At 38.8% G+C, this 25,648-nt stretch carries 31 protein-coding genes and 2 pseudogenes; 12 read left to right on the forward strand and 21 right to left on the reverse strand.

Annotation, left to right across the window (positions count from 1 at the left end; genetic code table 11):
- Positions 1 to 105: 105 nt before the first annotated feature.
- Positions 106 to 288 carry a hypothetical protein gene (locus NCCP133_RS12820; protein WP_264805407.1) on the forward strand — a complete coding sequence of 61 codons (183 nt, stop codon included), beginning with the start codon at positions 106 to 108 and terminating at the stop codon, positions 286 to 288.
- 53 nt (positions 289 to 341) lie between these two features.
- On the opposite strand, the gene NCCP133_RS12825 is transcribed toward NCCP133_RS12820, so the two are convergent.
- The 5 genes from NCCP133_RS12825 to NCCP133_RS12845 form a co-directional block, all read right to left on the reverse strand.
- On the reverse strand, positions 342 to 1,841 hold the full coding sequence (locus tag NCCP133_RS12825; protein ID WP_264805505.1) for an MDR family MFS transporter: 1,500 nt from the start codon (positions 1,839 to 1,841) through the stop codon (positions 342 to 344).
- A 103-nt stretch (positions 1,842 to 1,944) separates the two neighbouring features.
- On the reverse strand, positions 1,945 to 2,391 hold the full coding sequence (gene cbpB, locus NCCP133_RS12830) for a cyclic-di-AMP-binding protein CbpB (RefSeq protein WP_264805408.1): 447 nt from the start codon (positions 2,389 to 2,391) through the stop codon (positions 1,945 to 1,947).
- Between the two features lie 80 nt (positions 2,392 to 2,471).
- Positions 2,472 to 2,615, reverse strand: a complete 144-nt coding sequence (locus NCCP133_RS12835) for a hypothetical protein (RefSeq protein ID WP_264805409.1) — start codon at positions 2,613 to 2,615, stop codon at positions 2,472 to 2,474.
- 53 nt (positions 2,616 to 2,668) lie between these two features.
- On the reverse strand, positions 2,669 to 2,818 hold the full coding sequence (locus tag NCCP133_RS12840; RefSeq protein WP_264805410.1) for a hypothetical protein: 150 nt from the start codon (positions 2,816 to 2,818) through the stop codon (positions 2,669 to 2,671).
- 286 nt (positions 2,819 to 3,104) lie between these two features.
- The gene (locus NCCP133_RS12845; protein ID WP_264805411.1) at positions 3,105 to 3,341 is read right to left on the reverse strand and encodes a YkuJ family protein; all 237 of its coding nucleotides are present in this window, start codon (positions 3,339 to 3,341) and stop codon (positions 3,105 to 3,107) included.
- 183 nt (positions 3,342 to 3,524) lie between these two features.
- Here NCCP133_RS12845 and NCCP133_RS12850 point away from each other — a divergent pair, with 183 nt between their 5' ends.
- Positions 3,525 to 4,478, forward strand: coding sequence for an MBL fold metallo-hydrolase (locus tag NCCP133_RS12850; RefSeq protein WP_264805412.1), 954 nt, complete (start codon positions 3,525 to 3,527; stop codon positions 4,476 to 4,478).
- Positions 4,479 to 4,537: 59 nt separating this feature from the next.
- Positions 4,538 to 4,789, forward strand: a complete 252-nt coding sequence (locus tag NCCP133_RS12855; protein WP_264805413.1) for a glutaredoxin family protein — start codon at positions 4,538 to 4,540, stop codon at positions 4,787 to 4,789.
- A gap of 27 nt (positions 4,790 to 4,816) precedes the next feature.
- Here NCCP133_RS12855 and NCCP133_RS12860 read toward each other — a convergent pair whose 3' ends face one another.
- The 3 genes from NCCP133_RS12860 to NCCP133_RS12870 all read right to left on the reverse strand — a co-directional run bounded on the left by NCCP133_RS12860 (position 4,817) and on the right by NCCP133_RS12870 (position 7,298).
- The gene (locus NCCP133_RS12860; protein ID WP_264805414.1) at positions 4,817 to 5,524 is read right to left on the reverse strand and encodes a DUF3993 domain-containing protein; all 708 of its coding nucleotides are present in this window, start codon (positions 5,522 to 5,524) and stop codon (positions 4,817 to 4,819) included.
- A gap of 241 nt (positions 5,525 to 5,765) precedes the next feature.
- A complete protein-coding gene (locus NCCP133_RS12865; protein ID WP_264805415.1) occupies positions 5,766 to 6,005 on the reverse strand; it encodes a hypothetical protein in 240 nt (79 codons plus the stop codon).
- A 78-nt stretch (positions 6,006 to 6,083) separates the two neighbouring features.
- Positions 6,084 to 7,298 carry an EAL domain-containing protein gene (locus NCCP133_RS12870; protein WP_264805416.1) on the reverse strand — a complete coding sequence of 405 codons (1,215 nt, stop codon included), beginning with the start codon at positions 7,296 to 7,298 and terminating at the stop codon, positions 6,084 to 6,086.
- A gap of 329 nt (positions 7,299 to 7,627) precedes the next feature.
- On the opposite strand from NCCP133_RS12870, the gene NCCP133_RS12875 reads away from it, so the two are divergent.
- Positions 7,628 to 8,416, forward strand: coding sequence for a C39 family peptidase (locus tag NCCP133_RS12875; RefSeq protein WP_264805417.1), 789 nt, complete (start codon positions 7,628 to 7,630; stop codon positions 8,414 to 8,416).
- A gap of 73 nt (positions 8,417 to 8,489) precedes the next feature.
- On the opposite strand, the gene fadH is transcribed toward NCCP133_RS12875, so the two are convergent.
- Positions 8,490 to 9,254 carry a 2,4-dienoyl-CoA reductase gene (gene fadH, locus NCCP133_RS12880; protein WP_264805418.1) on the reverse strand — a complete coding sequence of 255 codons (765 nt, stop codon included), beginning with the start codon at positions 9,252 to 9,254 and terminating at the stop codon, positions 8,490 to 8,492.
- A 242-nt stretch (positions 9,255 to 9,496) separates the two neighbouring features.
- Here fadH and NCCP133_RS12885 point away from each other — a divergent pair, with 242 nt between their 5' ends.
- The 4 genes from NCCP133_RS12885 (at position 9,497) to NCCP133_RS12900 (ending at position 12,030) form a co-directional block, all read left to right on the forward strand.
- Positions 9,497 to 10,372 (forward strand): metallophosphoesterase, encoded by an 876-nt coding sequence (locus NCCP133_RS12885; RefSeq protein ID WP_264805419.1) that lies wholly within the window; start codon positions 9,497 to 9,499, stop codon positions 10,370 to 10,372.
- A gap of 133 nt (positions 10,373 to 10,505) precedes the next feature.
- Positions 10,506 to 11,003 (forward strand): L,D-transpeptidase family protein, encoded by a 498-nt coding sequence (locus NCCP133_RS12890; protein ID WP_264805507.1) that lies wholly within the window; start codon positions 10,506 to 10,508, stop codon positions 11,001 to 11,003.
- Between the two features lie 64 nt (positions 11,004 to 11,067).
- On the forward strand, positions 11,068 to 11,439 hold the full coding sequence (locus NCCP133_RS12895) for a hypothetical protein (protein WP_264805420.1): 372 nt from the start codon (positions 11,068 to 11,070) through the stop codon (positions 11,437 to 11,439).
- Positions 11,440 to 11,544: 105 nt separating this feature from the next.
- Complete coding sequence (locus tag NCCP133_RS12900) at positions 11,545 to 12,030, forward strand: YkyB family protein (protein ID WP_264805421.1); 486 nt, start codon at positions 11,545 to 11,547, stop codon at positions 12,028 to 12,030.
- Between the two features lie 32 nt (positions 12,031 to 12,062).
- Here NCCP133_RS12900 and NCCP133_RS12905 read toward each other — a convergent pair whose 3' ends face one another.
- The 3 genes and pseudogenes from NCCP133_RS12905 to NCCP133_RS12915 form a co-directional block, all read right to left on the reverse strand.
- On the reverse strand, positions 12,063 to 12,965 hold the full coding sequence (locus NCCP133_RS12905; RefSeq protein WP_264805422.1) for a chemotaxis protein: 903 nt from the start codon (positions 12,963 to 12,965) through the stop codon (positions 12,063 to 12,065).
- A 181-nt stretch (positions 12,966 to 13,146) separates the two neighbouring features.
- On the reverse strand, positions 13,147 to 14,466 hold the full coding sequence (locus NCCP133_RS12910) for an MFS transporter (RefSeq protein ID WP_264805423.1): 1,320 nt from the start codon (positions 14,464 to 14,466) through the stop codon (positions 13,147 to 13,149).
- 340 nt (positions 14,467 to 14,806) lie between these two features.
- A pseudogene (locus NCCP133_RS12915) lies at positions 14,807 to 14,989 on the reverse strand (RDD family protein); the annotation flags it as partial.
- A 111-nt stretch (positions 14,990 to 15,100) separates the two neighbouring features.
- On the opposite strand from NCCP133_RS12915, the gene NCCP133_RS12920 reads away from it, so the two are divergent.
- Positions 15,101 to 16,252 carry an aminotransferase A gene (locus NCCP133_RS12920; protein WP_264805424.1) on the forward strand — a complete coding sequence of 384 codons (1,152 nt, stop codon included), beginning with the start codon at positions 15,101 to 15,103 and terminating at the stop codon, positions 16,250 to 16,252.
- Positions 16,253 to 16,505: 253 nt separating this feature from the next.
- On the opposite strand, the gene NCCP133_RS12925 is transcribed toward NCCP133_RS12920, so the two are convergent.
- The 8 genes and pseudogenes from NCCP133_RS12925 to NCCP133_RS12960 all read right to left on the reverse strand — a co-directional run bounded on the left by NCCP133_RS12925 (position 16,506) and on the right by NCCP133_RS12960 (position 23,085).
- The gene (locus NCCP133_RS12925; protein ID WP_110067347.1) at positions 16,506 to 16,685 is read right to left on the reverse strand and encodes a hypothetical protein; all 180 of its coding nucleotides are present in this window, start codon (positions 16,683 to 16,685) and stop codon (positions 16,506 to 16,508) included.
- A 74-nt stretch (positions 16,686 to 16,759) separates the two neighbouring features.
- On the reverse strand, positions 16,760 to 17,638 hold the full coding sequence (locus NCCP133_RS12930) for an NAD(P)-dependent oxidoreductase (RefSeq protein ID WP_264805425.1): 879 nt from the start codon (positions 17,636 to 17,638) through the stop codon (positions 16,760 to 16,762).
- A gap of 171 nt (positions 17,639 to 17,809) precedes the next feature.
- Positions 17,810 to 18,271 (reverse strand): hypothetical protein, encoded by a 462-nt coding sequence (locus tag NCCP133_RS12935; protein ID WP_264805426.1) that lies wholly within the window; start codon positions 18,269 to 18,271, stop codon positions 17,810 to 17,812.
- 505 nt (positions 18,272 to 18,776) lie between these two features.
- Positions 18,777 to 20,492 (reverse strand): phosphoenolpyruvate--protein phosphotransferase, encoded by a 1,716-nt coding sequence (ptsP, locus tag NCCP133_RS12940; protein ID WP_264805427.1) that lies wholly within the window; start codon positions 20,490 to 20,492, stop codon positions 18,777 to 18,779.
- A complete protein-coding gene (locus NCCP133_RS12945) occupies positions 20,492 to 20,758 on the reverse strand; it encodes a phosphocarrier protein HPr (RefSeq protein WP_264805429.1) in 267 nt (88 codons plus the stop codon). Before NCCP133_RS12945 ends, ptsP begins: the two co-directional genes overlap by 1 nt.
- Before the next feature lie 957 nt (positions 20,759 to 21,715).
- The gene (locus tag NCCP133_RS12950; protein WP_264805430.1) at positions 21,716 to 22,087 is read right to left on the reverse strand and encodes a cbb3-type cytochrome c oxidase subunit I; all 372 of its coding nucleotides are present in this window, start codon (positions 22,085 to 22,087) and stop codon (positions 21,716 to 21,718) included.
- A gap of 269 nt (positions 22,088 to 22,356) precedes the next feature.
- Positions 22,357 to 22,562 (reverse strand): annotated as a pseudogene (locus NCCP133_RS12955) (SDR family oxidoreductase); the annotation flags it as partial.
- Between the two features lie 328 nt (positions 22,563 to 22,890).
- Positions 22,891 to 23,085, reverse strand: a complete 195-nt coding sequence (locus tag NCCP133_RS12960) for a hypothetical protein (protein ID WP_264805431.1) — start codon at positions 23,083 to 23,085, stop codon at positions 22,891 to 22,893.
- A gap of 271 nt (positions 23,086 to 23,356) precedes the next feature.
- On the opposite strand from NCCP133_RS12960, the gene NCCP133_RS12965 reads away from it, so the two are divergent.
- Positions 23,357 to 23,545, forward strand: coding sequence for a YkvS family protein (locus NCCP133_RS12965; RefSeq protein WP_264805432.1), 189 nt, complete (start codon positions 23,357 to 23,359; stop codon positions 23,543 to 23,545).
- A gap of 260 nt (positions 23,546 to 23,805) precedes the next feature.
- Here NCCP133_RS12965 and NCCP133_RS12970 read toward each other — a convergent pair whose 3' ends face one another.
- Positions 23,806 to 23,916, reverse strand: coding sequence for a DUF6254 family protein (locus NCCP133_RS12970; RefSeq protein ID WP_019381647.1), 111 nt, complete (start codon positions 23,914 to 23,916; stop codon positions 23,806 to 23,808).
- Positions 23,917 to 24,076: 160 nt separating this feature from the next.
- On the opposite strand from NCCP133_RS12970, the gene NCCP133_RS12975 reads away from it, so the two are divergent.
- Complete coding sequence (locus NCCP133_RS12975) at positions 24,077 to 24,679, forward strand: lysostaphin resistance A-like protein (protein ID WP_442874263.1); 603 nt, start codon at positions 24,077 to 24,079, stop codon at positions 24,677 to 24,679.
- Positions 24,680 to 24,914: 235 nt separating this feature from the next.
- Positions 24,915 to 25,604 (forward strand): hypothetical protein, encoded by a 690-nt coding sequence (locus NCCP133_RS12980; protein ID WP_264805435.1) that lies wholly within the window; start codon positions 24,915 to 24,917, stop codon positions 25,602 to 25,604.
- Positions 25,605 to 25,648 lie beyond the last annotated feature (44 nt).

The raw sequence follows: 25,648 nt of genomic DNA on the forward strand, positions 1-25,648 counted from the left end.
CCAGCTCCCCTTAATAACTTTTTCTTATAGTATATCTTAAATTTATTAGAAATTCATTATCATAAAAATGCGAATAAAATGTTATCAACAGGAGGTGGAAGATTTATGGAACTTTTGATTTTTTCCTTAATTGGTTTTGCTGCCGGCAACTTCAATATCAGCATTAGCTTTTTTCTCGATGTCGGTTCTATTATGGGCGCAAATAAAATTTCCGTTCGGATTCTCAAATGGCATCTATATGCTATTACGCTCCTTCTAATCATTCAGCTTCTGATTAGAATCATTTAAGACTAAAAAAGCCCTGCATTTCTATGCAGAGCTTTTGCTTGAAATAAGGAAATTTAAGAAGCGGCTTCTTTTTCATTTTTTGGCAAAGCAATAACTAGTATAAAGCTTATGACTGCAAATAGCAGCACTGCATAATAAACCGAGTGCAGCGAGAACGTCAGCCCGTCCTGCAGCACCTCTTTTACTCCTGTCCCAAGATTGTTTCGTGCTTCTTCATTTAATAGGACATTGGCTGAATCAAGAGATAAATCGGCTTCAATTCCTTCACCGTTTTTCTGAATATAAGACATTATTTGGCTGTTTAGAATTCCGCCAAGCAACGCTGCTCCAATCGTATTTCCAAGATTCCTCATAAACATATTGGCTGCTGTTGCGATCCCCCGCTGTTTCCATTCCACAGTGCTTTGGATCGATACTATGAAGGCCGTGCTGGTCAAGCCCATTCCGGCACCAACCAGGAAACTTCCTGCAGATGCCCATATCGGTCCCGCTTCTGGTGTAAGGGTCACGAACATAATACTTCCCAAGATAAGGAATACTCCTCCTAAAACTGAGGTGCTTCTAAACCCAATCTTTAACAGCAATTTCCCTGCCGCAGCCGCTGCAATTGGCCAGCCTATCGACATGGTTGTCAGTGTAAAGCCCGCTACAATAGGAGACCTTTCCATGACCCCCTGGACAAAGGCAGGCAGAAAGCTGGATATGCCAATCAGCATGACGCCAGTCGTCAAAGAGGCCAGGTTTGCAATCAGGATGGGCTTTTCTTTCCAAATGTTAAAAGGCATCATGGGCTCGGCGGCTTTTTGCTCCTGCAGGATAAATAATATAAATGCAATTACACTCACAGAAATCAGGCTGATTGCTTCCATTGAATTCCACGCCCAATTTGTACCGCCTTCTACAAGTACAAACATCAGCGAAGAAATTGAAACGGTTAAAAGAATAGCCCCAGCATAGTCGATCTGATGCTTTTTTCTTTCAACGTTTTCATGCAGGAAGAGCCATAAGCCTGCAATAGCCATTATTCCAAGAGGAATATTAACCCAAAATACATAGCGCCAGCTTACATATTCTACAAGAAGTCCTCCAATTGCCGGCCCCATAATGGCAGATATCCCCCAGACACTTGATAAATAGCCCTGTACCTGCGCTCTTTCCTCTTTTGTGTATATATCTCCGACTATTGTTGTGGCAATTGGCATTACAGCCCCTGCCCCAAATCCCTGAATAAGACGGAAAATAATCAGCATGGACATGGACTCAGCGAATCCGCATAAAAAGGAACCGATTAAAAACACAATAATTCCAAACGTCAATACTGGCTTCCGTCCAAACAAATCGGACAGCTTACCGTAAATTAAAACTGTGACAGCATTCATCAGCAAGTACGCCGAAAACACCCAGCTATATAATGCAAAGCCTCCCAAGTCGCCTACAATGGCAGGCATGGCTGTGGAAACGATTGTAGCTTCAATTGCCCCCATGAACATTGCAAGCATTACCGAAGCGAGCACAAAAGGTTTTTTTGTCACTCTTTTCTTTCCTTCAGCCATCTCTTTATGTATTCCCCGGCTCAAGTTTTCCCCTCCAATTGGCTAATCAGAACTTCATTAAAAATAAAGCAAGCTCCCTCAGTTGGGGAGCCGAATCATTTCATTATTGTCTATTCAATCTTCTGATATGCTTATTTAATTGATCCAAAACAGTTCTTCGTGTCAGTATCCCTTCAAAATATCCTTCCTTATTTTCTACGCACAAAAAAGGATGATCGACTAAAAGACCGATAGTTTGCTGGAAAGAAGCTTTGATATCAAGTTGGGGGATCGTGCGGTTCATGGCCTCTTCCACTCTTTTTTCCTCCAGCTTTTCAAACTCGATCCGTTCCAGGCCAAGAATGGAATCCATGATAATTGGAGTGCTGATTAAACCCTGGAGCTTATAATGCGGATCAAGGACCGGAATGGCTGTATAGCCGCTTTTTGTCAATACCAAGAGTGCGTGCTCCAGATTATTGCCCACCTGGACATGCGCTACCCGTTCTGAAGGAATCATAAAATCACTAATGTTAAATTCTAAAAATTCCTCGCTATAAAGACTTATCATCGCCGAAAACTCCTCAAAATAGGTTATAAATCCCTTTTATTTTATCATAGTTTCCAGCGGTTTTCCCCCTTTTTACTTAATCATCCCTTACTTGTTTGAATATCCCTGACTTCATAATGGCAATTGGGACAGCGGAAAATCACATTCTGATTAGATTGAGCTGTCAAGACTCCATCTATTTCTTTTTCAGCCAAGCAGCTTGGACATTTAACAATTGGCATCATAATATCACCTCTTGCTAATATCCTTTTCCATATTTCACTCTGATATGTATCCTTTACCTCTTGGATCCCCTGGTTTCTTCAAGAATCTTTTTCATCTCTTCAAGGGTTTTCCGGATCATGACTACTTCCTTTTTTGTATTGATCAAATCTGCAAGCATAAGAAGTACAGTGAAAAAAAGCAAGATTAAGATTAGATAATACATTTTGCACCTCTGCCCTTTTGTTACAGCCAGTATATCATGGAACATAAATAACAGAAAAATATTTACTGTAAAATAAGAAAAGCGCAAGGCGCCTTGTCCACGAAGGAACGCAGACTAAGAATGCCACGTCCTGTGGCAACGTCTGCATGACCCGCATCCTGTGGGCCTCAAGCACAAGCCGGTCCTCGAGGGGGTAGGCGCCTGGAGCTAGACAGTTCTCTAAGTTCAAAGGGATATAAGAGATCAATAAAAAGGAGCCTTAAAGGCCCCTTATGTAAGTAGATCATTATTGGATCAAGTCAAAGATTTCGATCGTGATCATATCAATATTATCAAATTGATATCTTTTCGGCTTCTCTTTATCATTATATACTTCCAACTCAAATGTTTCATTCTTGGGATGATAAGTAACCTGGCATTTCCTTTCTCCATTTACCTCAAAAAATCTTTGCATAGGTTCTCCGGCAGTTGATTGTTCCTGCAAGCTCTTTAAGCGTGTTAATATACCTTGAAGCTGTGACATGCTCTCTCTCCTTTCAAAACAAAACCCATAATCATACATTTAGGTTTCTCTTTTGGCATGTTTCTATCCTTATAAATTGAATTCAGAATATTCAACCTTAATACTTTACATACCAATATTAACAGAATAAAATAATGTCATGCATTTGTACAAGCAAAAGCTATATAAAGGGAGTGATTTTTTTTGAAAAAACCTGAAAAACTGGCTGAAAACCTTTATTTGATTGATGATTTTGACCTTTCAATGGAAAAACGCACCGGTACATATGTTTTAACAGAAGAACACCTAACATTGATAGAAACATCCGCAAGCCCCTCAATCCCCTATATTCTGGATGGGTTAGAAAAGCTTGAATTGGAACCAGTGGATGTAGACTACATCATTGTAACCCATATCCACCTGGATCATGCCGGTGGAGCAGGCCTTCTGCTAGCACATTGTCCAAATGCAAAGCTAATTGTACATCCGAAAGGCTCCCGGCATTTGTCAGACCCATCCCGTTTAATTGCCGGTGCAAGAGCCGTATATGGCGATAAGTTTGATGAACTTTTTATTCCTATTCTTCCAGTGCCGCAAGAAAGAATAATTATTAAAGATCATGAAGACGAACTAGCGATCGGATCTCATTGCACACTTACATTTTATCACTCACCTGGACATGCAAACCACCACTTCAGCATTTTTCATCCTGTATTAAATGGGATGTTTACAGGTGATACTGCTGGTGTAGCATACCCCCAGCTCAAGGAAGACGACATTGAACTATACCTGCCATCCACATCACCGAACCAGTTCGACCCGGAAAAAATGCTAGCCTCTATCGAAATGTATGAAGAACTAAATTTGGACTATATTTTTTTTGGACATTACGGCATAAGCAGGAATCCAAAAGAGGTATATAAACAAATCAGGGAGTGGCTTGACGTATTTATTAAAGCAGGCAAATCAGGCATGGCAGAAGGAGGAGCATTCGAGTTGCAAACACTGGCTGTAAAGGATAAACTTGACTTAGCAATCAGGTCTTATCTCACTGAGAAAGGCATTCCAATGAATCATTCTGTCTATAAAATCCTGTCGATAGATATGGAAGTTTGTGCCATGGGGCTAATTGATTATCTTTACAAGTATGGCAGTTGAGTTCCTGATACACCTGCGTTAAAATGATAACTGTACTAAATTTTAGGAGGAACTTTTAGTTGAAAGAAATAATCCTGTATACACAGCCTGACTGCCCACCCTGTGAAATAATCAAGAAGTTTTTAAACGAGTACGGTTATTCATTTACAATAAAGGATATAAAAAAAGATACAGGCGCACACAAGGAATTAACCGAACAGTATAATTCTTTCTCTACCCCAACCATTATTATCGGGAATACTGTTATTAGAGGGTTTGATTTGGAAAAACTGAAATCGGTTTTGCAAATTAAAGAATCGAAAAGAGCTTAAAAGCATAAGGTGCCTTTAAGCTCTTTTCTAATTGGAAGCCAGCTGGCTGTTTAATTCATTTTGCTGAAATAAAGCAAGCCCTCCTGCCTGATTGTTTGTTAATAAAATGCCTCCTGTCCGGAGAAATGCATCAAATGGGCTCAATAGAAAACTAAATTGGTACGAAGGATTATTGAACAAAATTGGTTCAACAGAGGTTTTAAAAGAGGCCTTTAAAGTATTTTGCTCTTTATCTGCCTTCTCTAGAATCAAGTCCGGTATGTTTTCATCCAAAAATTGTACAATTTTCATTTTGCCTTTCTCCTTTTCAAGCAAAATACCTTCATAATGGCTTTCATAGCCTACAGGGCCTTCCTGGGTTCCTGGAAAATATTCATAAACATATATTTTATCTTTGTCCTCAACTACCTTTGTATCATTTGAATAGGAGAAAAACGGAATATAAAATGAGGCAGCATCTGAACCATAAATAATATGCTTTTCATTTTCAGAAATAAGGTTTGCATTCAAGAACGTTTCTTTGGCTGTTTCCGAAAAATAGGGATCCAGCACACCCATCACTTCTTCCAGACTTCTCTCTTTTTCGCTTAATGATACTTGTGCCTGAAACGCTTCCTGTAAAAATTTATAGACCTCCTCATTGCCTGAAAAGCCGCTCTCAGCGTTAGAATGGGAAGAACTCACTGCAAACATAGCTGAAAAGATAAATAAAAATCCTAATAAGTGCTTGTACATTCCACTCTCCCTTTCTTATTCGCTCTTTATATATACCCTCAATTTTACCAGCAAAAGAATGAACCACCGATTTTTTTCGTACCAGAAATTCTCTTATCGTTTGACAGAAAAATTCTTTTCTTGTTATAAATCTACCCGTATTGACAAAGAAATAACGTTTTTATGGCGAAAGAGCCTTTATCGATGCTTGTAAATATTTTCTAACAAAAAAACCATAAGAAAAGACCCGCACCGGGGTCTTTTACCAATTCCATGTAAGTGCAAAATAAGTAATCATAACAATTAATATGCCAAAACATATCGCATATGTTAAGAATATCGGATTGCGAATATAAGCATGTTTTTGTACTTGATCAGGAATTTCAGTGTCGATATCTCCTTTAACAGCTTTTCTCTCTTTTGCAACAAATAAGGTGTATATCAGGGAAAAAACCAGTACTCCAAGTCCAATAAATAAAATAATCCATGCGAACATACTCATTTTTAATCTCTCCTCAAGGAAAGGTTCTACCCTTACAGTTCCTCATTTGGAGAATGTTTATACTAGTTATTTTTGCCTCTATAATAATCCATCTTGCTCATATAGATAATTGTATGATAAATCAACAAATAAATAATCTTCCGCATTAAGCGGGAAGGAAAAAGTCCTGATTGTTTCCCCTGTCTCAATATCGGTATACAAATCAGAAAGGATTCCTTTTTTATTTATCCTCATTTTCATGATATTTTCTAAAAAGTATGGGCGCCAGCTCCAATTTTTCTGGAGATATTCTTTCTGCAGACTCCATCCCTCTTCCTTTTTAAAAAGGTTAGGCGATTTCTGAAATCCATCTTCATCACAAATATAAAGGCGAAAAGCTGCTCCATCTAAAAGCCGTGCAAGATGTTCCAGACTTCCTTCATAATCGGAAATTTTACGATTTTTACTTACGAATTCATTCACTTTTTCATTAAACTCCAGCGTCACTTGATATAGTGATTCAAGTTTTTTCTTTTCATGGACAATAAACTGATGACATTCTTTCCTAAGCTTTTCTTTTAAAATATCCCTTTCTGTAAATTGTTCTGCTGGTTTTTGCAAATAATAGCCTTGATAAAAACGGCCGCCATTTTTCCAGGCGTATTGCAGCTGATGAACCATTTCAATATTTTCAAAAAGCAAGCTTGCGCCAATTTTCCTAGCAAGCATGGATAATGAATAAAGAATATCGTTAAAATTATATGCAGTTGCAGTTGACCTCATTGATATTAAATCAACCTTTAATATGTCCGGTGCTAATTGCCCTATTCGGTCAAGGCGGCTGCTTTCATTGCCAAGCTTATCTATTGCTAATTTAATCCCATATGTTCTGTAGTAATTTAAAAGATGGTCAAGATGGCCAATATCGCCCTTATAATTTCGCTCGGTTATTTCAAGAACAATCCGATCAAGGCTTATCCCTTTTTTTTCATAGTCATGGAGTGTTTTCAAAAACTGTTCTCCATCACTATGCATTAAAAGGTCTGCATCTCTATTTATAAAAAGCATAATATCTTGATCCAAGTGAATTGCTTTTTCCAAAGCCTTCTTTAGGATTTCATAATCCACCTCAAGCCGAAACTCTTCTGGGATGGTTTCATCCTGAAATAAAGGTCCCAAACTGACTACCCCTTTGGATCCTCTGTAACGTCCCAGTACCTCATAACCAATGACACGGTGCTCATCCGCACTAAATATTGGCTGGAAGTAAGGAAATACATTTTCTAAATCTGTAAGAATATCCAACGCATCCATGTCCATTAGCCTCCCTATGTATAAAGTGAAACTTCAGCCAGTGAGGCAGTCTTTTTCCACCACTGGTTGTTAGTTGAACCAATCGGGCCTTTACGAGCAGTTTGTCTCCAACTTATCCCCTTAGTTTCCTGAGTCCTTAGAGGATATCATTCTGCCCATTAGACTTCGATTAATGAAATATTATACCATATTCGCCTTAAACATTTGCTATATAAAATACAGGTTCCACTTATTGATAAAACAGTATGGTTTGGCAAAAGCTTTACATCATATGGACCCGCAATTCCTCACAACCTAATACCAGAACATCAAAGAAAGAGGGTATTGCATTGAGGAATCTCCTATTTGTATTCCTTCTTATTCCATTGCTGGGCTGCAATCATTCGGAACCAGTGCGAACTAAAGTCCAACAAGATGAAATGTCCTCAAGAAACACGGATGGCAAGATACAAGCATTAGAAGAACAGCCGCAAGGACAAAAATTTACAGCTCAAAACACTAAAACGGCTTCAGTATATAAAAAACGGTCAGTTATGATTGATGTTCCACTGATCAAACAAAATCCAGAATTGAAGTATGGATGCGAAGTAACAAGCCTGGCGATGGTCCTGCAGCATGCTGGTGTAAAGATTGGAAAAATGGATTTATATAAAAGCGTAAAAAAGGAAGATGATGCACTTGTACGCTCTAAAGGTGATATTTTAAAATGGGGTAATCCAGCAGAAGGATTTGTAGGAGATATGACAGGAAGCAGTGCTGGATATGCTGTGTTTGATAAACCTATTGAGAACTTAGTCAATCAATACCTTCCGGGGAGAGCAGTTAATTTAACCGGGCATAACTTTGAATCTGTCTTAAATCATACATCCAAAGGATACCCAGTTGTCGTTTGGACCACAGGAGATTATAGGCTCCCAGACCGCTGGGAGTCATGGACCCATGGAAACCAAACCATAAAAACACCATTGGATCTTCATGCTGTTGTATTGGTTGGCTATGATAATCAGTATGTTTATTTAAACGATCCGCTTTCAGGTAGAAAAAAGGTGAAAGTATCAAAGGAAAGATTTATTTCATCGTGGCATGCCTTGAAGTCAAGAGCTGTCAGTTACCAATAGCTTATGAAGCCCGGCTGAAATTCATTCAGCCGGCCGCTTTTATGTCCAAAAATGGAATTTACCCACCCTTTTATTAAAATGGAAATTGATTGAGCCATTGACCTCCATCCATTGTAATGCATTCTCCATTTATATAATTTGCATGATCTGAAAACAGGAAGAAAGCCAATTCTGCTATTTCTTCGGGTTTCCCCAGCCTGCCAAGCGGTACACTTTGAAGAGTTCTTTTAGCGGCTTCTTCAGATTCCCAAAGCCTGTCTGCCCCTCCTGTTCGTTCGATAGGGCCTGGTGCAATAGCGTTGACTCTAATCCCATACTTTCTTCCCCACTCGACTGCCAATGTACGTGTCATGGATAATACACCTGCTTTTGCTGCAGCCGAGTGGATAACACCTGCACCAGCATCCCACGCATATGTAGCCACCATATTGATAATGCTTCCTTTTATCCCTTTCTCAATCCAGTATTTACCTATTTCACTGGAGCAATAAAAGGTTCCATTCAGGACAATATTAATAACAGAATTCCATCCATTTGCGCTTAGTTGCTCTGCAGGACATATAAAATTTCCTGCTGCATTATTAACCAGGAAATCAACTTGTCCGAAAGTATTCAGTGTTTCATTTAGCATATGTTTAACATGTTCGAATTCCCGCACATCCATCTGGACGGTCAATACTTGTCCCGGATATTTATCAATTTCATTTTTTGCTGCTTCCAGCCTGTCTGGATTTCTTCCTGTTATCACCACGTTGGCTTGGGCTTCTGCAAAACGCTTCGCCATATATTTCCCCATACCACTGGAACCGCCAGTCACGATAACCGTTTTGTTTTTCATCAATATCCCCTCCTGAAATGAATCATCATTCATTTATATTTTAACATTAAATATAGAATTTTCGTAATTTTTTTAGAAATTAGGAAATGAAGAAATCCTTACTAAAGCAGTTTATTCTTCTTTTCAAAAGCATAGTTTGATAGTATTAGAAGGAACAGCTATTTTATGGCCACCCAGGCCACATGCCATAAATAAAATACTTAGCGACAAAAAAATATAATTAGATAGGTTGGTAAAAATAAATGCCGAAAAAAGTGTCCAGAAGATCCTTTTTAAAAAGATTGCTCGGCTTTGCCGCTGCCGCTTTCGGTTTGAGTGCGGGAGGCTACTATTATGCAAGAGATATAGAACCCCGGCTTTTAGATATTACGACTCATACAATTACTAATAAAGCTATTCCACATGCTTTCGATAATCTGAAAATTGTTCAATTCAGTGATACTCATCTGGGATTTCATTATGAATTGAGCCAGCTGGAAGAGTTAATTGACAAAATCAATAAACAAAATCCCGATATTATTTTTTTCACTGGTGACTTAATGGATGAGCCCAATAAGTATGCAGAGGCCAGTCGAATTGCACCCATTTTAAAAAAATTGGAGGCTCCTCTAGGCAAGTTTGCAATCTACGGAAACCATGATCATGGCGGGTATGGATCTGACATCTATAAATCTATCATGGAAAAAGCAGAATTTACCCTCTTGATTAATGAAAGCCGGAAAATTGCCATTTCGGAAAACAGCATTTATGTTATCGGTATTGATGATGCCATGCTCGGGAGGCCGGATATAAAGCTTGCTGTTGAAGATGCTCAGGAATCATCTTTTAAAATACTTTTGTCTCATGCACCTGACTTGGCTGACGGGGCCTCCTCCTTTGGCATACATCTTCAATTAAGCGGTCACAGCCATGGCGGACAAATAAAAATCCCTTTTTTCGGTGCACTAGTAAAGCCGCCATATGCAAAAAAATATCACGAAGGTTTTTACCAGATCGGCAGCCAGGAACCCCTAACCCTTTATGTTAATAGAGGACTCGGTACCACCAGACTTCCATTCCGATTTTTGTCCAAGCCTGAAATGACCGTATTCACACTACACTCCAATAACAAAGAATAAAGAGGAAAGCACCTTTTTGGGCAGCTTTCCTTTTCTATTTTTTCCTCCTCTCTCGTGCTATTTTTTTAAGTTCCCTGCTTTCATTTATTTGCATATATTTGAAATAGACTTATTAAAGAAGGGAATGATTTTTATTTATCATATTGTAAAGCCTGGTGAGACTCTGAGCGTTATCGCGAAAAACTACCGCAGAACCCCCAGCCAGCTGCTTGCAGTCAATCCAGCCATTCTAAATCCAAATTTGATCTACGTCGGGCAGCGAATCTTAATCCCAGGCCTCCCAAACCCTGAAACCATTCCATATACCATTATCGTTTCCCGAGGTAAAAGAAATTTAACTCTTTTAAAAAAAGGAGCAGTCCAAAAAATATACTCTATTGCTGTTGGACAAATGCTCACTCAAACACCAATTGGCGATTTTGTTATTGTGAACAGAGAACCTAATCCCGGAGGCCCATATGGTGTGATGTGGCTCTCGCTATCCAAGTTGGGTTATGGAATTCACGGAACGAACAATCCAGCATCCATTGGCCAATCAGTTTCCAAAGGCTGTATTCGGATGTATAACGAGGATGTATTGGAGCTTGCCAGCCTGGTTCCGAATGGTACAAAAGTGCTTATTCAGCCATAAAAATTGCTTTTATTGAAAACTTTCGCAGCAATGGACCAGTTGGAATCGAAAACCGATTCATCTAATGGCTTCCTCCTCTGTTATCAGTGGAACATTAATCCTATCAGTTGGATTAGGGGGCTTTGGCATCCTTGATTTACCGCCGCTAGTTTGGATTATCGGAGCAAGTCTTTTAGGCCTTCTCGGGGCAGGTGAATCTGTTCCCTATGGGTATGTACTGCAATCTGAAACCCCTAAACACATGATGGGCCGAGTATCTGCTGCCGCTATGTCACTTCAGACCTTTTCCATGCTGATTGCTCCTGCTGCAGGAGCGATGCTTGCCAAAGGGCTTGGCGTCCATTCTGTCATGATTGGCGCAGGCACTGCTACCATCTTTTTAGGAACAGTGATGCTTATTTCTATCCTTAAAGAGGAAACTCCATTCAGCGAGTGAAGGATAAACAAATAGAGGTATAGTGCTTTTACTTAAACATATGGCTTCCCCACTGTTGGTTTTATTGGAGAAAAGGGGTATAATAATGCTATACCCCTTGATAATATGAAAGGAGACAATCAATTGAATTGGGATAAAAGACATACTCCCCAACTGCATCCAACGGTTGAAAACCTCTCACAAGCCATCTTCACCGTTAACCGCCATGCAAAAACAGCACCAAACCCAAAATTCTTATATAAGCTAAAGCATGATGCACTCTATAAGCTTATTAAAGAAGGGAAAGCGAACAAAGTGGGCCTTCACTATTCAGGCAATCCTAAAAACAGCCAGCAGCAATCAGATGTATTGGTTAAATGCGGATATTACTCTTTTCATCTGCCACCTTCGAAGGAAGATTTTTCTCATCTGCCCCATCTTGGAAAACTAGATTCCCAAGTCAGAAATCCAAAGGCATCCCTTTCTTTAAACACCGCAAAAATGCTGCTGATCGCCTATACCGGATTAAAGGAGCACACAAGCTCACCACAACAGAAAAAGCCGAGATATGAGAAACCTGTATTCAAAAAGCTGGGCGAAAGTTATTTTTAAAAGCAATAAGCTGGGGAAGCCCAGCTTTTTTATCATGCATATTGATCAATCAAGAGAACTAGTTCTGCAATCTCCGGTTTGCTCACCTGTGCGTCTGCTCCCACCATTTTCCCTTTATGACGCAGATCATCTGTTATTAATGAAGAAAAAATAATAATAGGAATTGCAGAAAGCTGAGGATGCTCTTTCACTTTCTTTGTCAGGTGATGTCCATCCATTTGCGGCATTTCAATATCCGTTATTATCAGTTGTACTTCCTGGGAGATACTGCATCCTGATTGAGCAAGAGATTCCAAATAACCGTAAGCTTCCTGTCCATTTTCAAAGAATTCAATATTAGAGAACCCTGCTTCATTTAAAGTATCATGCAGCAGTTTTCTCAGCAAAGGCGAATCCTCCGCAACAACCAGTCTTGTATCCGACCTCTCCCTTTTGCCAAGCTTCTGTACCTTTTGGATACTGATTCCTGAATCCGGATTAATTTCAGTAACCATTTTTTCAAAATCCAAAAGTAGGACCATTTCTCCCTGAAGCTTGATTACTCCGATTACCTGCGTGTCAGGCCCCTGATACATCTCAGATGGTTTTTCAATCTGGTTCCAGGAGATCCGATGTATTTGGGAGACACCATGGACATGGAAGACAACCTTTTGCTGATTAAATTCCGTTACTATAAACTTATCCTGCTGAGGATTTTCTGATGACTGCATTCCTAATGATGCGGCTACATTAACTACAGGAAGAACCTCACCCCGTAACTCTATTATTCCATCTATATTTCTATGAGAATGCGGTATCGGAATTACCTGTACTGGATTTATAATTTCCTTTACCTTAATGACATTTATTCCGAATTTATTTTTACCAATTGAAAATTCAACAATTTCCAATTCATTTGTTCCGCTTTCGAGCAAAATGCCCTTTCTCTGGTCCATTTCCTTCGTCCTTCCTATCTTTTAATAAGCATTTTCTCTACTAATATAACACGAATGGATAAATTTTCTTATGTAAATTTAATAGATTGTATGACAATGGCACTATATACTGTTAGAAAACACCAACAGCAAGCCAGTTGGCTTGCTGTTGGTATATCCATTTGTTTATCTTTTTGATGACTTATGCAGCATTACCGCCTTCTTTAATTCTTGAATGAATCAATAATCCTGCTAAAGTGAGGATCATTAGTGATCCAAGCGCCATTCTGCTAGCCAGGTTTCCATATTCCGCAAAGATTAACGTTATGCTCCCATAAATGAGTGGGCCAATGATTGAAGATACTTTTCCTGAAAACGCAAAAAGCCCAAAAAATTGCCCTCGTTTATCGTCAGGGGTTAATTCCACTATATAAGTTCTGGTTGTCACCCACATTGATCCGAGGGCTATACCGAACATGCTGCCTGCAATCCAGAACATCAATTCGTTTACTGAACCAACGGCAATCCCTAGCGCGACAAGAAGAAGGAGTCCCACATACTTAACGGCTTTGTTTGGACCTTTGGCTTTAGTAATGTATCCGAATATAAAAGAGCCAATGATGCTTGAAACAGTGGACACGAGGTAAAGCAAAATAAACTTGCCAGTTGTAAAACCGACAATTGTTTTTGCATATACAGCCATCATGGCGATCGTTGTTGCAATGGCATCATTCAGGAAAAAATAAGCAATCATGAAAGTAAAAATAGCTTTATATTGCTTCATTTCTTTAAAGGTCTTCCAGATTTCCTTATAACCTGATAAAAAGCTTTGCTTTTCTTTAACCTCGACAGGTTTATCTTTAACAAAGAAAAATAATGGCATTGAAAAAAGCAGGAATAATAGCGCGGTTGGCATAAACGCTTCATGGAAACCATCGTCCCCTACAAATAAATAAACTGTCAGCCCTACAAGAGTTCCTATATACCCAACGGCCACCCCAAAGCCAGAAATTAAGGGGATTTCCTGTTTGGTTCCCAAATCCGAAATCATGGCATCATAGAATACCAGACTTGAATGATAAAAAAACTTAGCGATCACAAAGCAGATAATGACTAAAGCAAGGTAAACGGGGAGACCCATGACTTTCCCGTTTATCGTGCCTGCCGCAAATACACCCATTAAAATGGTCGCCAGCACAGTTATAAGCGTAAAAAAAATAATATATTTCTTCTTTTTACCATTTCTATCGATCATCACTCCAAATAATGGAGAAAAAAGCACAAGAAAAAAACTTGCCAGTGCATTTGAATAGGATATAAAGGTACTGGCTATCTGGTTTAAAACCTCATTTTCCCCGATCGATTCCTGTAAGAAAAAAGGGAAGAATATTGTATTAATATTGGATGAAAAAATAGTATTTGCAAAATCATATAATGCCCAGGATACTATTGGCAATGTCATATAAAGCCGCCAGGAATTCAGCTTTGTCTTTTTCTGAATCTCCGTTTTTTCAACTTCCATTTCATCAACTCCTTCAGGTAAAAAACACCTTATTCTTTATTCAAGACCATCCGGAAAATCCCCTTTTTAATTTGATAATTGCCATAAAGAAAATGACTCGTAGTGATTGATGATTTCTTCCTTTTTTATATACATCCTCCCTTTGCTAAATTTATATTCCATATGAAGAAAATAAATCCTTTTTTGCTTAATAAGGAGGTTTGCAAAAAAAAGTAATGACATGCCATCCAATGATCCTGTTCCTTCGCCTTCAATTCAACAGAGGGCTAACAGATAATACATAACACAGTCTGCTAATAAAAAGCTGCATGGCCAAAGGCCATGCAGCTTTGTTAGAAAATTATTTTTTTACTACTACCGTGCCTGCGATTAAATCGTGCAAGGCCTGTTTTTTCTCCGTAAAGGCAGCAATTATATAGCCAATAAAGAGAATCCCAGACAAAAAGGACATCGCCAAATACCTGCCTAGCGCCCTCCAGAAAGAAATGCGATTGCCATTTAGATCCGTTATAAATAGGCTAATAGCTAAGCTCTGATCTGAATGATCAGGGCTTTTTTATATTTTCAATTTCTGGTTAGATCACCCGGCCGCAAAGTGATAGAATATAAATTATGATTACGAGAGGTGAATACATTGGAACATTTAATAAATCCAAAAGTGAAGAATATAGAAATATCAGGAATCAGAAAGTTTTTTAATATGGTTGCCGATACAAAAAACATGATTTCCCTCACCATCGGACAGCCGGATTTTCCAACGCCGACACATGTAAAAGAGGCAGGGAAAAGGGCAATCGACCAAAACTTTACTACCTATACGCATAATGCAGGGGACATACGCCTGCGCAAAGCTGCAACTGATTTTGTTAATAAAAAATATAATCTTACATATAACCCAGAAACAGAGGTTATTGTTACCTCCGGAGCAAGTGAAGCCATTGACATTTCATTCAGAACCATTTTGGAAGAAGGCTCTGAAGTGATTTTGCCAGGACCTGTTTATCCGGGATATGAACCCATTATTAAACTTTGTGGTGCCACACCAGTCTTTTCTGATATTACCCAAAATAATTTCCGATTTACGGCTGATCTAATTAAAACGAAAATCAGTGAGAGAACTCGGTGCATTGTCCTGCCATATCCTTCGAACCCAACAGGAGTCAGCTTAACAAAGGGTGAGCTCGAGGAGATTGCAGTTCTTGTTAGAGGACGAGATATTTTTATCCTGGCTGACGAAATTTACAGCGAACTGATTTATGAGCAGCCTCATCAATCAATCGCTTCTCACTTGCGCAAACAAACCATCGTCATAAACGGATTATCCAAATCCCATTCCATGACAGGCTGGCGCGTTGGACTGTTGTTTGCGCCCGAAAATCTAGCTAAACATATATTGAAAGTTCATCAATACAATGTGACATGTGCGTCCTCCATTTCGCAAATGGCTGCCCTGGAAGCTCTGACAACGGGTAAAAATGATGCATTGCCAATGAGACAGGAATATGCAAAGCGCCGAGATTATGTATACAATCGCTTAGTTCAAATGGGCATGGATGTGGTCAAGCCCGATGGTGCATTCTATTTCTTCATTAAAATGCCATCTGTTTCAATGAATTCATTTGATTTTGCTTTATCGCTTGTTGAGAAGGCTGGAGTTGCCGTTGTCCCAGGAAGTGCATTTTCCACCTATGGCGAAGGTTATTTTCGGATATCATTTGCCTATTCAATGGACACATTAAAAGAAGGAATGGATCGGATTGAGCAGTATCTTGAAGGGATTAAATAGTAAGGTGGTTTGAATCTAATTTTAATAAGCTTTATTTGATATGCGCCAGTTTGGATGCTATTGCGCCAGGCTGGCGCTAAATTCATTTTAGAGGTTTGGTGTTAGTGAAGAACGCCGTTTGATTAAACAAAGCCCTTGATTTGCGGCTTCTGGTCTTTTTTGCGCGGGCACTTGGTGTTTTTGCGCCAAATATAAACTGCATCTTCAAAATTCACCTGAGAAAAAAGGCAAGCATCAGACTTGCCTTTTTTCATTACTGGCCTTTGTATTGACCATTATTTTTTGGTGCCTTTTCTTTTTTGGCTTTATCTTTATGAATTTTGTTAGTGTCCGCACTGCCAAATTCATGGGAGAACTCTGAATCAATGACAGCCGAATCAAAGCCCTTTTTGTTTTTTTGCTGAGGATCGTTTTTCTTTGTTCTTTTCGCCACAAGTCTAGCCCCCTTTTTCATCTTCATTGTTAGTTTGAAGTGAATCAGGAAGCTTTATGCGTATAAAGCGTCGCTTACTTATTCCAATATTTATATAATGCCTGTGTGCCGCTATTTTCTTCGCCTTTTTCTGCAAGCTCTGCGTACATTTTTTTTGAAAGAGCAAGTCCTGGCGTCATCATACCCATTGCTTCAGCTTCTTCAAGAGCGATATTCATGTCTTTGATAAAATGCTTTATATAGAACCCGGGTTCAAAATTGCCATCAATCATTCTCGGAGCGAGATTGGAGAGCGACCAGCTGCCAGCTGCACCCGTTGAAATGCTTTGGAGCACAGTCTTGGGATCCAAGCCGGATTTTTCAGCATATACAACTGCTTCGCAAACTCCTATCATATTGGAAGCAATGGCAATTTGATTGCACATTTTCGTATGCTGTCCTGATCCAGCCTTTCCTTGGTAAACGATATTTGTTCCAAGGAGGTTAAAAATGGGTTCAACAGCCTGAAAGTCTTCTTGATCTCCTCCAGCCATGATTGAAAGCTTGGCTTCCCTTGCACCAACATCACCTCCAGATACAGGAGCATCCAAAGCATGCATCCCTTTTTTATCTGCTTCCTCATGAATTTTTTTCGCCAAAGTTGGAGTTGATGTTGTCATATCAATGAGGTATGTACCTTGATTTCCATTTGTAATTAGGCCACTTTCACCAAGATACACTTCTTCCACATCGGCAGGGTAACCAACGATCGTTATGATGACATTAGCCTTTTGAGCAACCTCCAATGGTGTCTCAGCCCATACTGCTCCGCTTTCTAACAGTTCAGAAGCCTTTATTTTTGTTCGTGTATATACAACTAGTGGATAGCCTGCCTTTAAGAGATGGGACGCCATGCTTTTCCCCATTACCCCCGTCCCGACAAAACCTATAACTGTATTCTCTGGTGAAATCAAATTAAATCCGCTCCTTATTGAAGTATCTGAATTTTTACATTAATTCTAACACTTCTTCTGTTCTTTTAAAATAATAATGGGCGAAACGACAAAAGACCAGACAAATGCCTGGTCCATCCCCAATTTTATGCGTGCTTTTAATATTACCCAAAATCAGCCCAAGTAAACATATTACAGTTGCGAAGAAAAATTATTAAGGAAAGCTCTTGCAATAACTTCATCATCATTCATAATTTCTACAGATACTGCATCTTTATTGACTATCATATCTTCTATTTCAAAAACATGAAGGTCTTTATTCAAAGGAATAGGATTCATAAAAATAAAATTACCCTTTTCATTGTTAACCTCAATGTATTCCCCATCAATGATGGTGTCTTCCCCATAAACTACTTCATCAGTGCCCAATGCAGCTGCCAGTTTTTCATTATGTATGGAGACTTTCACCTTGTACAGCTCCTCTTCCGCTAAGATCTTATCATTAATTTTAAAACGAAATTGCAGTTCGTTATATTTAGTCAGCAGGGCTTCTGCATGGCTATTAACGATTGATTGCTGAGGACCCTGCATGCATCCAGACAGTGATGCAGTCAGCAAGACCAATAGAAGTGAAATCACAATCTTCTTCCTCATGTTCATTCCTCCTTTTTCATTACCTTTTCCTTTCTGCTCTTACAGTAAACCCCAATTATGATAACTAATTGAAAACAATTTGATTAGAACATAAAAAAAGCCCTCTGCATGGGCTTTTTTAGTGGACAACTCGGCTTAAAAAAACTTTGTTTTTCATATAACTCGTTTGTCTGTTTTTCTTTTAGGCTTATATATCGATCATGAAACAGAAAGCTGATTATCATTGTTATCATTTTCCATCTCTCTTTTTATAATTTATAAATTTATAATAGGAAAGTTTTATTGTGTAGATAACATTTATTAGAACGGAACGAGGTCATTCTGAAGGCTGATTTTTTTCTTCGTCTACAGCAGGAATACAGCAAAAAAAATAAACCGGCCATTACGGCCGGCTTAAAAAGGGGGGGAAATGAGAATGATCAGCTTACTTAAGTCTTGCCTAAGTGCTTACTTCTCATTTTCCCCGGAAACATGATTTAAAACTAAAATATTTATTTCAATTTGATTACAGGTTTGTTGCTTCTTTTACAGCCCGTTCTACTTCTTCAGCTGTATTCAAATGAAGCGCCTTTTCTGCAAGTGCTTCCATATCCTTTTGCTTAAGGTTACGGATTTGGGAGCGAGCCTTCAGGATGGATGTTGCACTCATTGAGAATTCATCAAGTCCCAATCCCAATAAAAGCGGAATTGCAGTTTCGTCGCCTGCCATTTCTCCGCACATACCTGCCCATTTGCCTTCTTTATGGGCTGCATCGATTACCATTTTAACCAGTCGCAAAATCGCCGGGTTATATGGCTGATAAAGGTAAGATACTCGTTCATTCATACGGTCAGCAGCCATCGTATATTGAATCAGGTCATTTGTACCCACACTGAAGAAATCAACTTCTTTGGCAAATTGCTCAGCCATAACAGCTGTTGAAGGAATTTCGACCATGATGCCAATTTCAATGTTGTCAGCAACCTTTGTTCCTTCACTAACAAGCTTTTGCTTCACATCTTCAAGGATTGCCTTCCCCTGCCGGAATTCATCCAAAGCAGCAATCATTGGGAACATAATTTTTAAATTCCCATAAGTACTTGCCCTCAGCAAAGCTCTTAGTTGAGTCCGGAACATATCTTGTTCTTCTAGGCATAGGCGGATTGCCCGGAAACCAAGGAATGGGTTCATTTCTTTTGGAAGATTCAAATAAGGAAGCTCTTTGTCTCCGCCAATGTCCAAGGTACGGACAACAACTGGCTTTCCTTTCATTCCTTCAAGGACAGCTTTGTAGGATTCGAACTGCTCCTCTTCAGTCGGCAGCTGGTCTCTTCCCATATATAAAAACTCCGTACGATAGAGGCCGATGCCTTCTCCGCCATTTTCAACTACGCCTTTAAGGTCTTTAGGTGTACCGATATTGGCAGCCAACTCAACGTGATGGCCATCTGCTGATATGGATTTTTCATTGACAAGCTTGGCCCACTCAGCCTTTTGCTCCTCAAACTTGCGCTGCTCTTCTTCATACTCGGCCACAGCCTCAGGGGTTGGATTAATATGTACCAGACCCTTTAATCCATCCACAATGACAAGGTCACCATTTTTAATTTGCTTCGTTGATTCTTTAGTTCCTACAACTGCTGGAATTTCCATGGAACGGGCCATGATGGCTGAATGTGATGTTCTGCCTCCAATATCAGTTGTAAACCCTTTTACAAATTGGCGGTTTAACTGTGCTGTATCTGAAGGAGTCAAGTCTTCAGCAATGATGATCACTTCTTCAGCAATCATACTTGGGTTTGCAATTTGGACGCCAAGCAAATGGGAAAGTACACGTTTGGTTACGTCACGGATATCCGCAGCACGTTCCTTCATATATTCATTGTCCATTTGTTCAAACATTGTAATAAACATATCTGCCGTTTCACTTAAAGCCGATTCAGCGTTGACCTTATCTGTTTTTATTTTATCTTCAATTGGCGAGATTAGTTCCGGATCACTTAAGACAAGAAGGTGTGCATCGAAAATAGCAGCTTTATCAGCACCAAGCTCTCTATGGGCGTTGTCGCGAATTACTTCCAATTCACCTTTTGATTCAGCAAGTGCTGTCTGGAAGCGTTCAACCTCTTGTGCAGGGACTTCTATCTTCTTCTTATCAAAAGATAAATCCGGCTCAACCAAACGGTATGCTTTAGCAATAGCAATACCGCTTGATGCCGCTATACCATTTAAAAAGCTCATTATTCAGCCAAACCTTCTTTTTTCAGTGTTTCTTCAAGGCTGTTAAGTGCATCCTGCTCATCGTTGCCTTCTGCAATGATCGTGATATCGGCACCTTGTCCAACGCCTAAAGACATAACACCCATGATTGATTTCAGGTTAACTTTTTTCTCTTTGTACTCGAGGTGTACTTCAGAATCGAATTTGCTGGCAGCCTGCACAAGCATTGTAGCCGGACGTGCGTGAATTCCTGTTTCTGCAGTTACTTTGAATTGCTTTTGAACCATATTGGATCAATCCCCTTCTTATAAAAATAAATTTTAATAGTAAGTTAAGATGTGCAAGGCATTGCCCCACTAACTTAAAAACGCAAGCTTGAAAAAATCGTCAAAACAGCAGCAGGAAGAAAGTTGAAATCAAGCGGGATGAATCTGCCCTATATGCTGTTTTATTTTTTCCAATAGCCTTGTATTCATGTATATAGGTTGTTCAAATGTCCTTGAAAAATAGCAGCAAAAAAAATCACGTGCTATTTTCCTCAACATCGAATAGTCCTATTGTTTCCGGAAAATTTCCCCGGCAAATATTTAAGTCATCAGACACCTTACATCTCAGACAAAAGAATAGCATTTCACATACATTTAGACAATGAAAAAACCTTAATTTTTCGCGTTTGTTCTCACTTTTTTTCAGTTAAACGCTTTCATTTTCCAAAGTTTTCATTCTGTATTGCCAAAATTATATTTGTGTTGTGAAAAGAATTTAATACTATCTCACAACTAAGGGACGATATTTAGTCCGCTTTCGAAATGTCTTTGCTTTTTCTTTGTAATGGAGAATATTATAGCCTACTCTCATTTTTGAAATTGTTCCTTTTTGAGCAGTTAAATGATCTTTTTCTTTTCCGGTATAAATCTTAATAAGATCTGAAACTGAACGCGCTAGCATTTCGATGATATTCTTTAAGTCTTCAGGATTGTCCCTGTTCCAGGAACGCTTTCCAATAAGATATATCAATTAAAAAGCAGTGAAGCAGCCAGCAGCTCTGAACCAGTCTGGAAAAAGTCGTTTGGTTCCGAATATATTTACGGTTTTAGCGGAATTGAAGACGAGCAAACACGACTTGAAATTATCAAGGAATTAAAAGAATACTCAAAAAAATTATACCACGACACGAAAGCGAAACGGAAAAGCAGCATGTCTATATGGAAAAACGCACGGGGGAAACCTCCCGTGCGTTTTTCCTACTCAGGTTTTAAATTTTTGAGGATATTCCAAACAAATAGAAGGATGCCAACAGCCGTAATTGTTGCTCCAATTGCTGTTCCAGGCAAAAATGTGCTATTTTCTGTAATAAGCACCGAAGCAAGGGAAATCATCATAATTGGCAGCCCGATATTATGGAGCCAAAAATGCCACTTTCCGGTCTTCCTCTCGGCCAGTGCAGGAAATAAATAATAGAGAATACCTGCCAGAGTCAATGAAGTCCATCCAAGTAAATTGATATGGACATGAACAGGTGTTAATAAATAGGAATGAGTACTCGACATATAATACCCCAGCAAAACCCCAACAGCAAAATATACAGATGAAATCTTAATCATGGTGATTCCCAAATAAGTCCCCTCCCTTTCTAAATGTGCTGGAGTACTACATGAATATGAGCAAAAAGTACCATTTAGAACAGGGTGCTTGTTACCTATTTCCAACTTATATAAATTCATTCATCATAACTTTACTTTAACTTTAACCCGACTTAATAATGAGTCTTTACACTTGTTATGAAGGCAGGTGTGAAGCAGATGTTTGTTCAGATTCTTTTATGCATTATATTTATTGCAGCGGTTTTTCTTCTAAATATAGTGTTGTTAAGGAAGTAGCAGACTTAAGATTCATAAATCATTTTTTTCGTCATTCCGCCATCGACTATAATATTTTCTCCTGTGATAAAGTCATTTTCAGGATCCGATAAGAATAAACAAGTGCGGGCAATATCAATTTGCCTAATCTCCTGGAAAGATGCTGCTTATGATCAATTTCTCTAAGTCCCTTATAATCCTCCGCTTCTACCCAGCCTTGGCAAATCGATGATTTCCAATAACAGTTGTCACCTTCCTGGATAAAATCCATTTGCAAGCGGGTTATAAAAGAACAGGGAACTCTTTTCCTTTCCCACTAAAGCATGCGCTTCATTAACAGCTTTCATAGCTTCACTGTCAGCAGCAGGACGATTGATTCCCTATAGAAACCGGTGTAAAAGCATAATAACCATTAGCAACCTGGAAGATTACTACCTGGGCTATCAGTTAATAAACCGCTTGGTCATCAAGTAAATAATCAATGGACCAGTTTGTAGAAACTTCAATCTTCAAGGTGAGTTTTATCATTACCCAAAAGAAACATATGTCAAACACAAACCTTAACTCCTGGGTAATTCAAGGTATTGGTAAAAAACATCGCCTCCTCGCTGTGCTATTCCGCGGAAATGCTTGAAGTCCTCCCTTTTTACCAGCACACTTCGAAATGGCAGAAAGTCCTCTATTGAAACATAATATTCTAAAATGATTCCTTGTTTTAATTGATTTAATACTTCATGTATTTGTTCTTCTTTCATTTTGTTAGCTCCTTTATGTATTCTAATCATCTCTTATTATAATTTAACTCCCTTTTTAGAAGTTGAGGTAATCAGAAAATCTTCGCTGCCATACTTTTTTCTGAATATTAAATATTTTTGATGTAAATTAAATATTAATCTGGTATAATATTACCAATCAACGCTGATTATTTCTGGAAACAAAAAATTTAAAATTCTTTACGACTAACTTACCATAGTGCAAACTGTTATTACACAGCTAAAGAGAGTGACAAAAAAGGAGAGATGCTTTTTGAAAAAAGCAGAGGTTGGCAATATTATTGAATTTCGCGATGGATTGCAGGGGATTGTAGAAAAAGTAAATGAGAATTCGGTTATAGTCGATTTGACTTATATGGATAACTATCGAGATCTGGAATTGGACCAAAGAACTGTTGTCAATCATAAGAACTACAAGGTGGTAAAAGAATCAGCGGTATAAAAGGAAAAATGAAAGCGCATTCTTGCAGATGCACAAAAAAAGCAGCTAACATGCTGCTTTTTTTGTGCATTTCATCGGATTCGATTAGAATGTATTCCCTTCGCCATAATTTGCTGAATTAGCCATAGCTTTTGCTGATTCTCCCTCCAGCATTTTACCGCTGATTCCATATTATCAGGCTGCCGCCTAGAAATACCATTTGATTTGAAGGACTATTATATCGGCAGGCAAGGCCCCCTCTGCGGAGACCCCCTTAGCTACTATTCCTTTTCACCCGAAAGTTCCTTCAATGATTTCACTTTTCCATGTGGATGCTGATCCTGTTTCCTCACAGTCCATGCACGCTCTTTCTCTCTTTTTGACTTCGTCATTTTTATGAACCTCCCTTCTCATGTACATAGGATTAGCATTTAAATGCACTTTTATATTAGGTTTGCCTAAGAAATCTTTTCCTTCCTTTTTCTTTGTATTTTTTGTTAAAATAATATTTGTCTATTTTTTTGCTGAAAGGAGTAAATAAAATTGAAAAATGTGGCTGCAGATGTCCGTTTTGTTGGCGGAGTTTTTCTAGCTCATCTGCTTATGTATTTTACATTTCATGATAAATCCATTTTTTGGTATATTTTTTCTGCTGCTTTGCTATTTTTAATTAGCTATTCAATTATCATGGAAGAAATGGAAAATAAGGTTTCATTTGCTACTTATCTGTTATATGGTGCTTTTTCGGGTGCTTTTCTATATGGCCTGTTTTGGATTGGATTCAGCTTATTTGATTTTTTGAATCTTCCCATTATCAATCAAATAGATAAGCTTTATGCGCGTTTTTCCCCTTCTCTTCTTTGGCATTATTTCGTGCTGATTTTAATCATTATTCCAGGTGAGGAAATTTTTTGGAGAGGTTTTGTACAAAAGAGATTGATGAAGCATTCAAATATTACACTTTCCATTGCGCTTTCTTCTGTCCTCTATGCTTCAGTCCATTTATATTCAGGATATTGGATGCTCTCGTTTGCTGCGTTAATTGCAGGGCTTGTTTGGGGATGGCTTTATGCTTGGAAAAGAAGTATTCCTTTAGTGATCGTCTCCCATTTGGTATTTGATTTGTTTATGTTTGTCCTCTTGCCATTTAATTAAACAGCTTCTTCCATTGACAACCCTTAACGGGTTGTTTTTTTATTCCTTTCTCTAAAAACTCTCCTGACTTCCTGATTTCCGTTCAAGATGCTGCTAATCTGCTTTTATAGAGTCTTGTCGATACTTAGCATAAATGGTAATGTACTAATTAATAGGAATATTTTTGTAACCCCTTTATGCCAATTGCGTCTAATTATGTAGAAATGCTTCTAAGTGAACAATAGGAGGACACAAAATGAAAATCATGGCAAAACTACTACTAATAGCGGGATTAATTGCTGGTGTTCTTGCTGGGTGCGGCACTGGCCAGAATACTAATGATGATGCAGCTCATGGGGATGAAACTGCTCAAACCGAAGAAGAAGCAACAGAAGGCCAGGATGGCAAGGAGCAAGCTGATGAAGGTGATGCAGCAAATGGTGAAACATCCCAAGAAGGCGATACGATGATCCGAATTCTTGAACAGAATTTAAGCTATTCGGTTAATGGCGAAATAAAAAAGGACACAGCCTTCTTAAAACATAGTGATAATCAAAACTATTCTATGTATGTACTTCCAGGATATGAGCTGACCGCAGAAGAACCCCATAAAGATATATTGTTTTATACTGAAAATGACCAAGTATTCATGCGGATAGAACTTCTCCCTGAGGATGCTGACTGGAATATGATTGAAGAGAATACAAAATCACAATTAGCTGCTGTAAGCAAAGACGTCCAAACCGGTGAAGCGCCAGCCGATGAATTTTTCCAGGATGCCACGGTAATGAGGGCGGAACAAAATAGTGAAAAGGTTACAGCATATCTTATTAAAAAGGAAGATCTTGCACTTAAACTAACTCTTTTCAACAAGGCAAATGACGACCATGAGGAAGCTTTCCTTCAAATGGCAAAAACCATTATGAAAGAAGAACCGCAAAAATAAAGATAGCAAAGAGATCCGATGAAAAGGATCTCTTTTTTTATATG

The sequence above is a fragment of the Cytobacillus sp. NCCP-133 genome (assembly GCF_026011715.1).
Lineage (GTDB): Bacteria > Bacillota > Bacilli > Bacillales > Cytobacillaceae > Cytobacillus.

What these genes read in the sequence shown, in the direction of transcription:
- NCCP133_RS12900 (WP_264805421.1), top strand. Translation starts at nt 11,545, where the DNA reads ATGAAAGGAGACAATCAATTGAATTGGGATAAAAGACATACTCCCCAA.
- NCCP133_RS12960 (WP_264805431.1), bottom strand. Translation starts at nt 23,085, where the DNA reads ATGAAAGAAGAACAAATACATGAAGTATTAAATCAATTAAAACAAGGA.
- NCCP133_RS12820 (WP_264805407.1), top strand. Translation starts at nt 106, where the DNA reads ATGGAACTTTTGATTTTTTCCTTAATTGGTTTTGCTGCCGGCAACTTC.
- NCCP133_RS12840 (WP_264805410.1), bottom strand. Translation starts at nt 2,818, where the DNA reads ATGTATTATCTAATCTTAATCTTGCTTTTTTTCACTGTACTTCTTATG.
- NCCP133_RS12895 (WP_264805420.1), top strand. Translation starts at nt 11,068, where the DNA reads ATGGCTTCCTCCTCTGTTATCAGTGGAACATTAATCCTATCAGTTGGA.
- NCCP133_RS12865 (WP_264805415.1), bottom strand. Translation starts at nt 6,005, where the DNA reads ATGAGTATGTTCGCATGGATTATTTTATTTATTGGACTTGGAGTACTG.
- NCCP133_RS12945 (WP_264805429.1), bottom strand. Translation starts at nt 20,758, where the DNA reads ATGGTTCAAAAGCAATTCAAAGTAACTGCAGAAACAGGAATTCACGCA.
- NCCP133_RS12980 (WP_264805435.1), top strand. Translation starts at nt 24,915, where the DNA reads ATGAAAATCATGGCAAAACTACTACTAATAGCGGGATTAATTGCTGGT.
- ptsP (WP_264805427.1), bottom strand. Translation starts at nt 20,492, where the DNA reads ATGAGCTTTTTAAATGGTATAGCGGCATCAAGCGGTATTGCTATTGCT.
- NCCP133_RS12905 (WP_264805422.1), bottom strand. Translation starts at nt 12,965, where the DNA reads ATGGACCAGAGAAAGGGCATTTTGCTCGAAAGCGGAACAAATGAATTG.
- NCCP133_RS12835 (WP_264805409.1), bottom strand. Translation starts at nt 2,615, where the DNA reads ATGATGCCAATTGTTAAATGTCCAAGCTGCTTGGCTGAAAAAGAAATA.
- NCCP133_RS12870 (WP_264805416.1), bottom strand. Translation starts at nt 7,298, where the DNA reads ATGGATGCGTTGGATATTCTTACAGATTTAGAAAATGTATTTCCTTAC.
- fadH (WP_264805418.1), bottom strand. Translation starts at nt 9,254, where the DNA reads ATGAAAAACAAAACGGTTATCGTGACTGGCGGTTCCAGTGGTATGGGG.
- NCCP133_RS12825 (WP_264805505.1), bottom strand. Translation starts at nt 1,841, where the DNA reads ATGGCTGAAGGAAAGAAAAGAGTGACAAAAAAACCTTTTGTGCTCGCT.
- cbpB (WP_264805408.1), bottom strand. Translation starts at nt 2,391, where the DNA reads ATGATAAGTCTTTATAGCGAGGAATTTTTAGAATTTAACATTAGTGAT.
- NCCP133_RS12860 (WP_264805414.1), bottom strand. Translation starts at nt 5,524, where the DNA reads ATGTACAAGCACTTATTAGGATTTTTATTTATCTTTTCAGCTATGTTT.
- NCCP133_RS12935 (WP_264805426.1), bottom strand. Translation starts at nt 18,271, where the DNA reads ATGAGGAAGAAGATTGTGATTTCACTTCTATTGGTCTTGCTGACTGCA.
- NCCP133_RS12970 (WP_019381647.1), bottom strand. Translation starts at nt 23,916, where the DNA reads ATGACGAAGTCAAAAAGAGAGAAAGAGCGTGCATGGACTGTGAGGAAA.
- NCCP133_RS12845 (WP_264805411.1), bottom strand. Translation starts at nt 3,341, where the DNA reads ATGTCACAGCTTCAAGGTATATTAACACGCTTAAAGAGCTTGCAGGAA.
- NCCP133_RS12885 (WP_264805419.1), top strand. Translation starts at nt 9,497, where the DNA reads ATGCCGAAAAAAGTGTCCAGAAGATCCTTTTTAAAAAGATTGCTCGGC.
- NCCP133_RS12910 (WP_264805423.1), bottom strand. Translation starts at nt 14,466, where the DNA reads ATGGAAGTTGAAAAAACGGAGATTCAGAAAAAGACAAAGCTGAATTCC.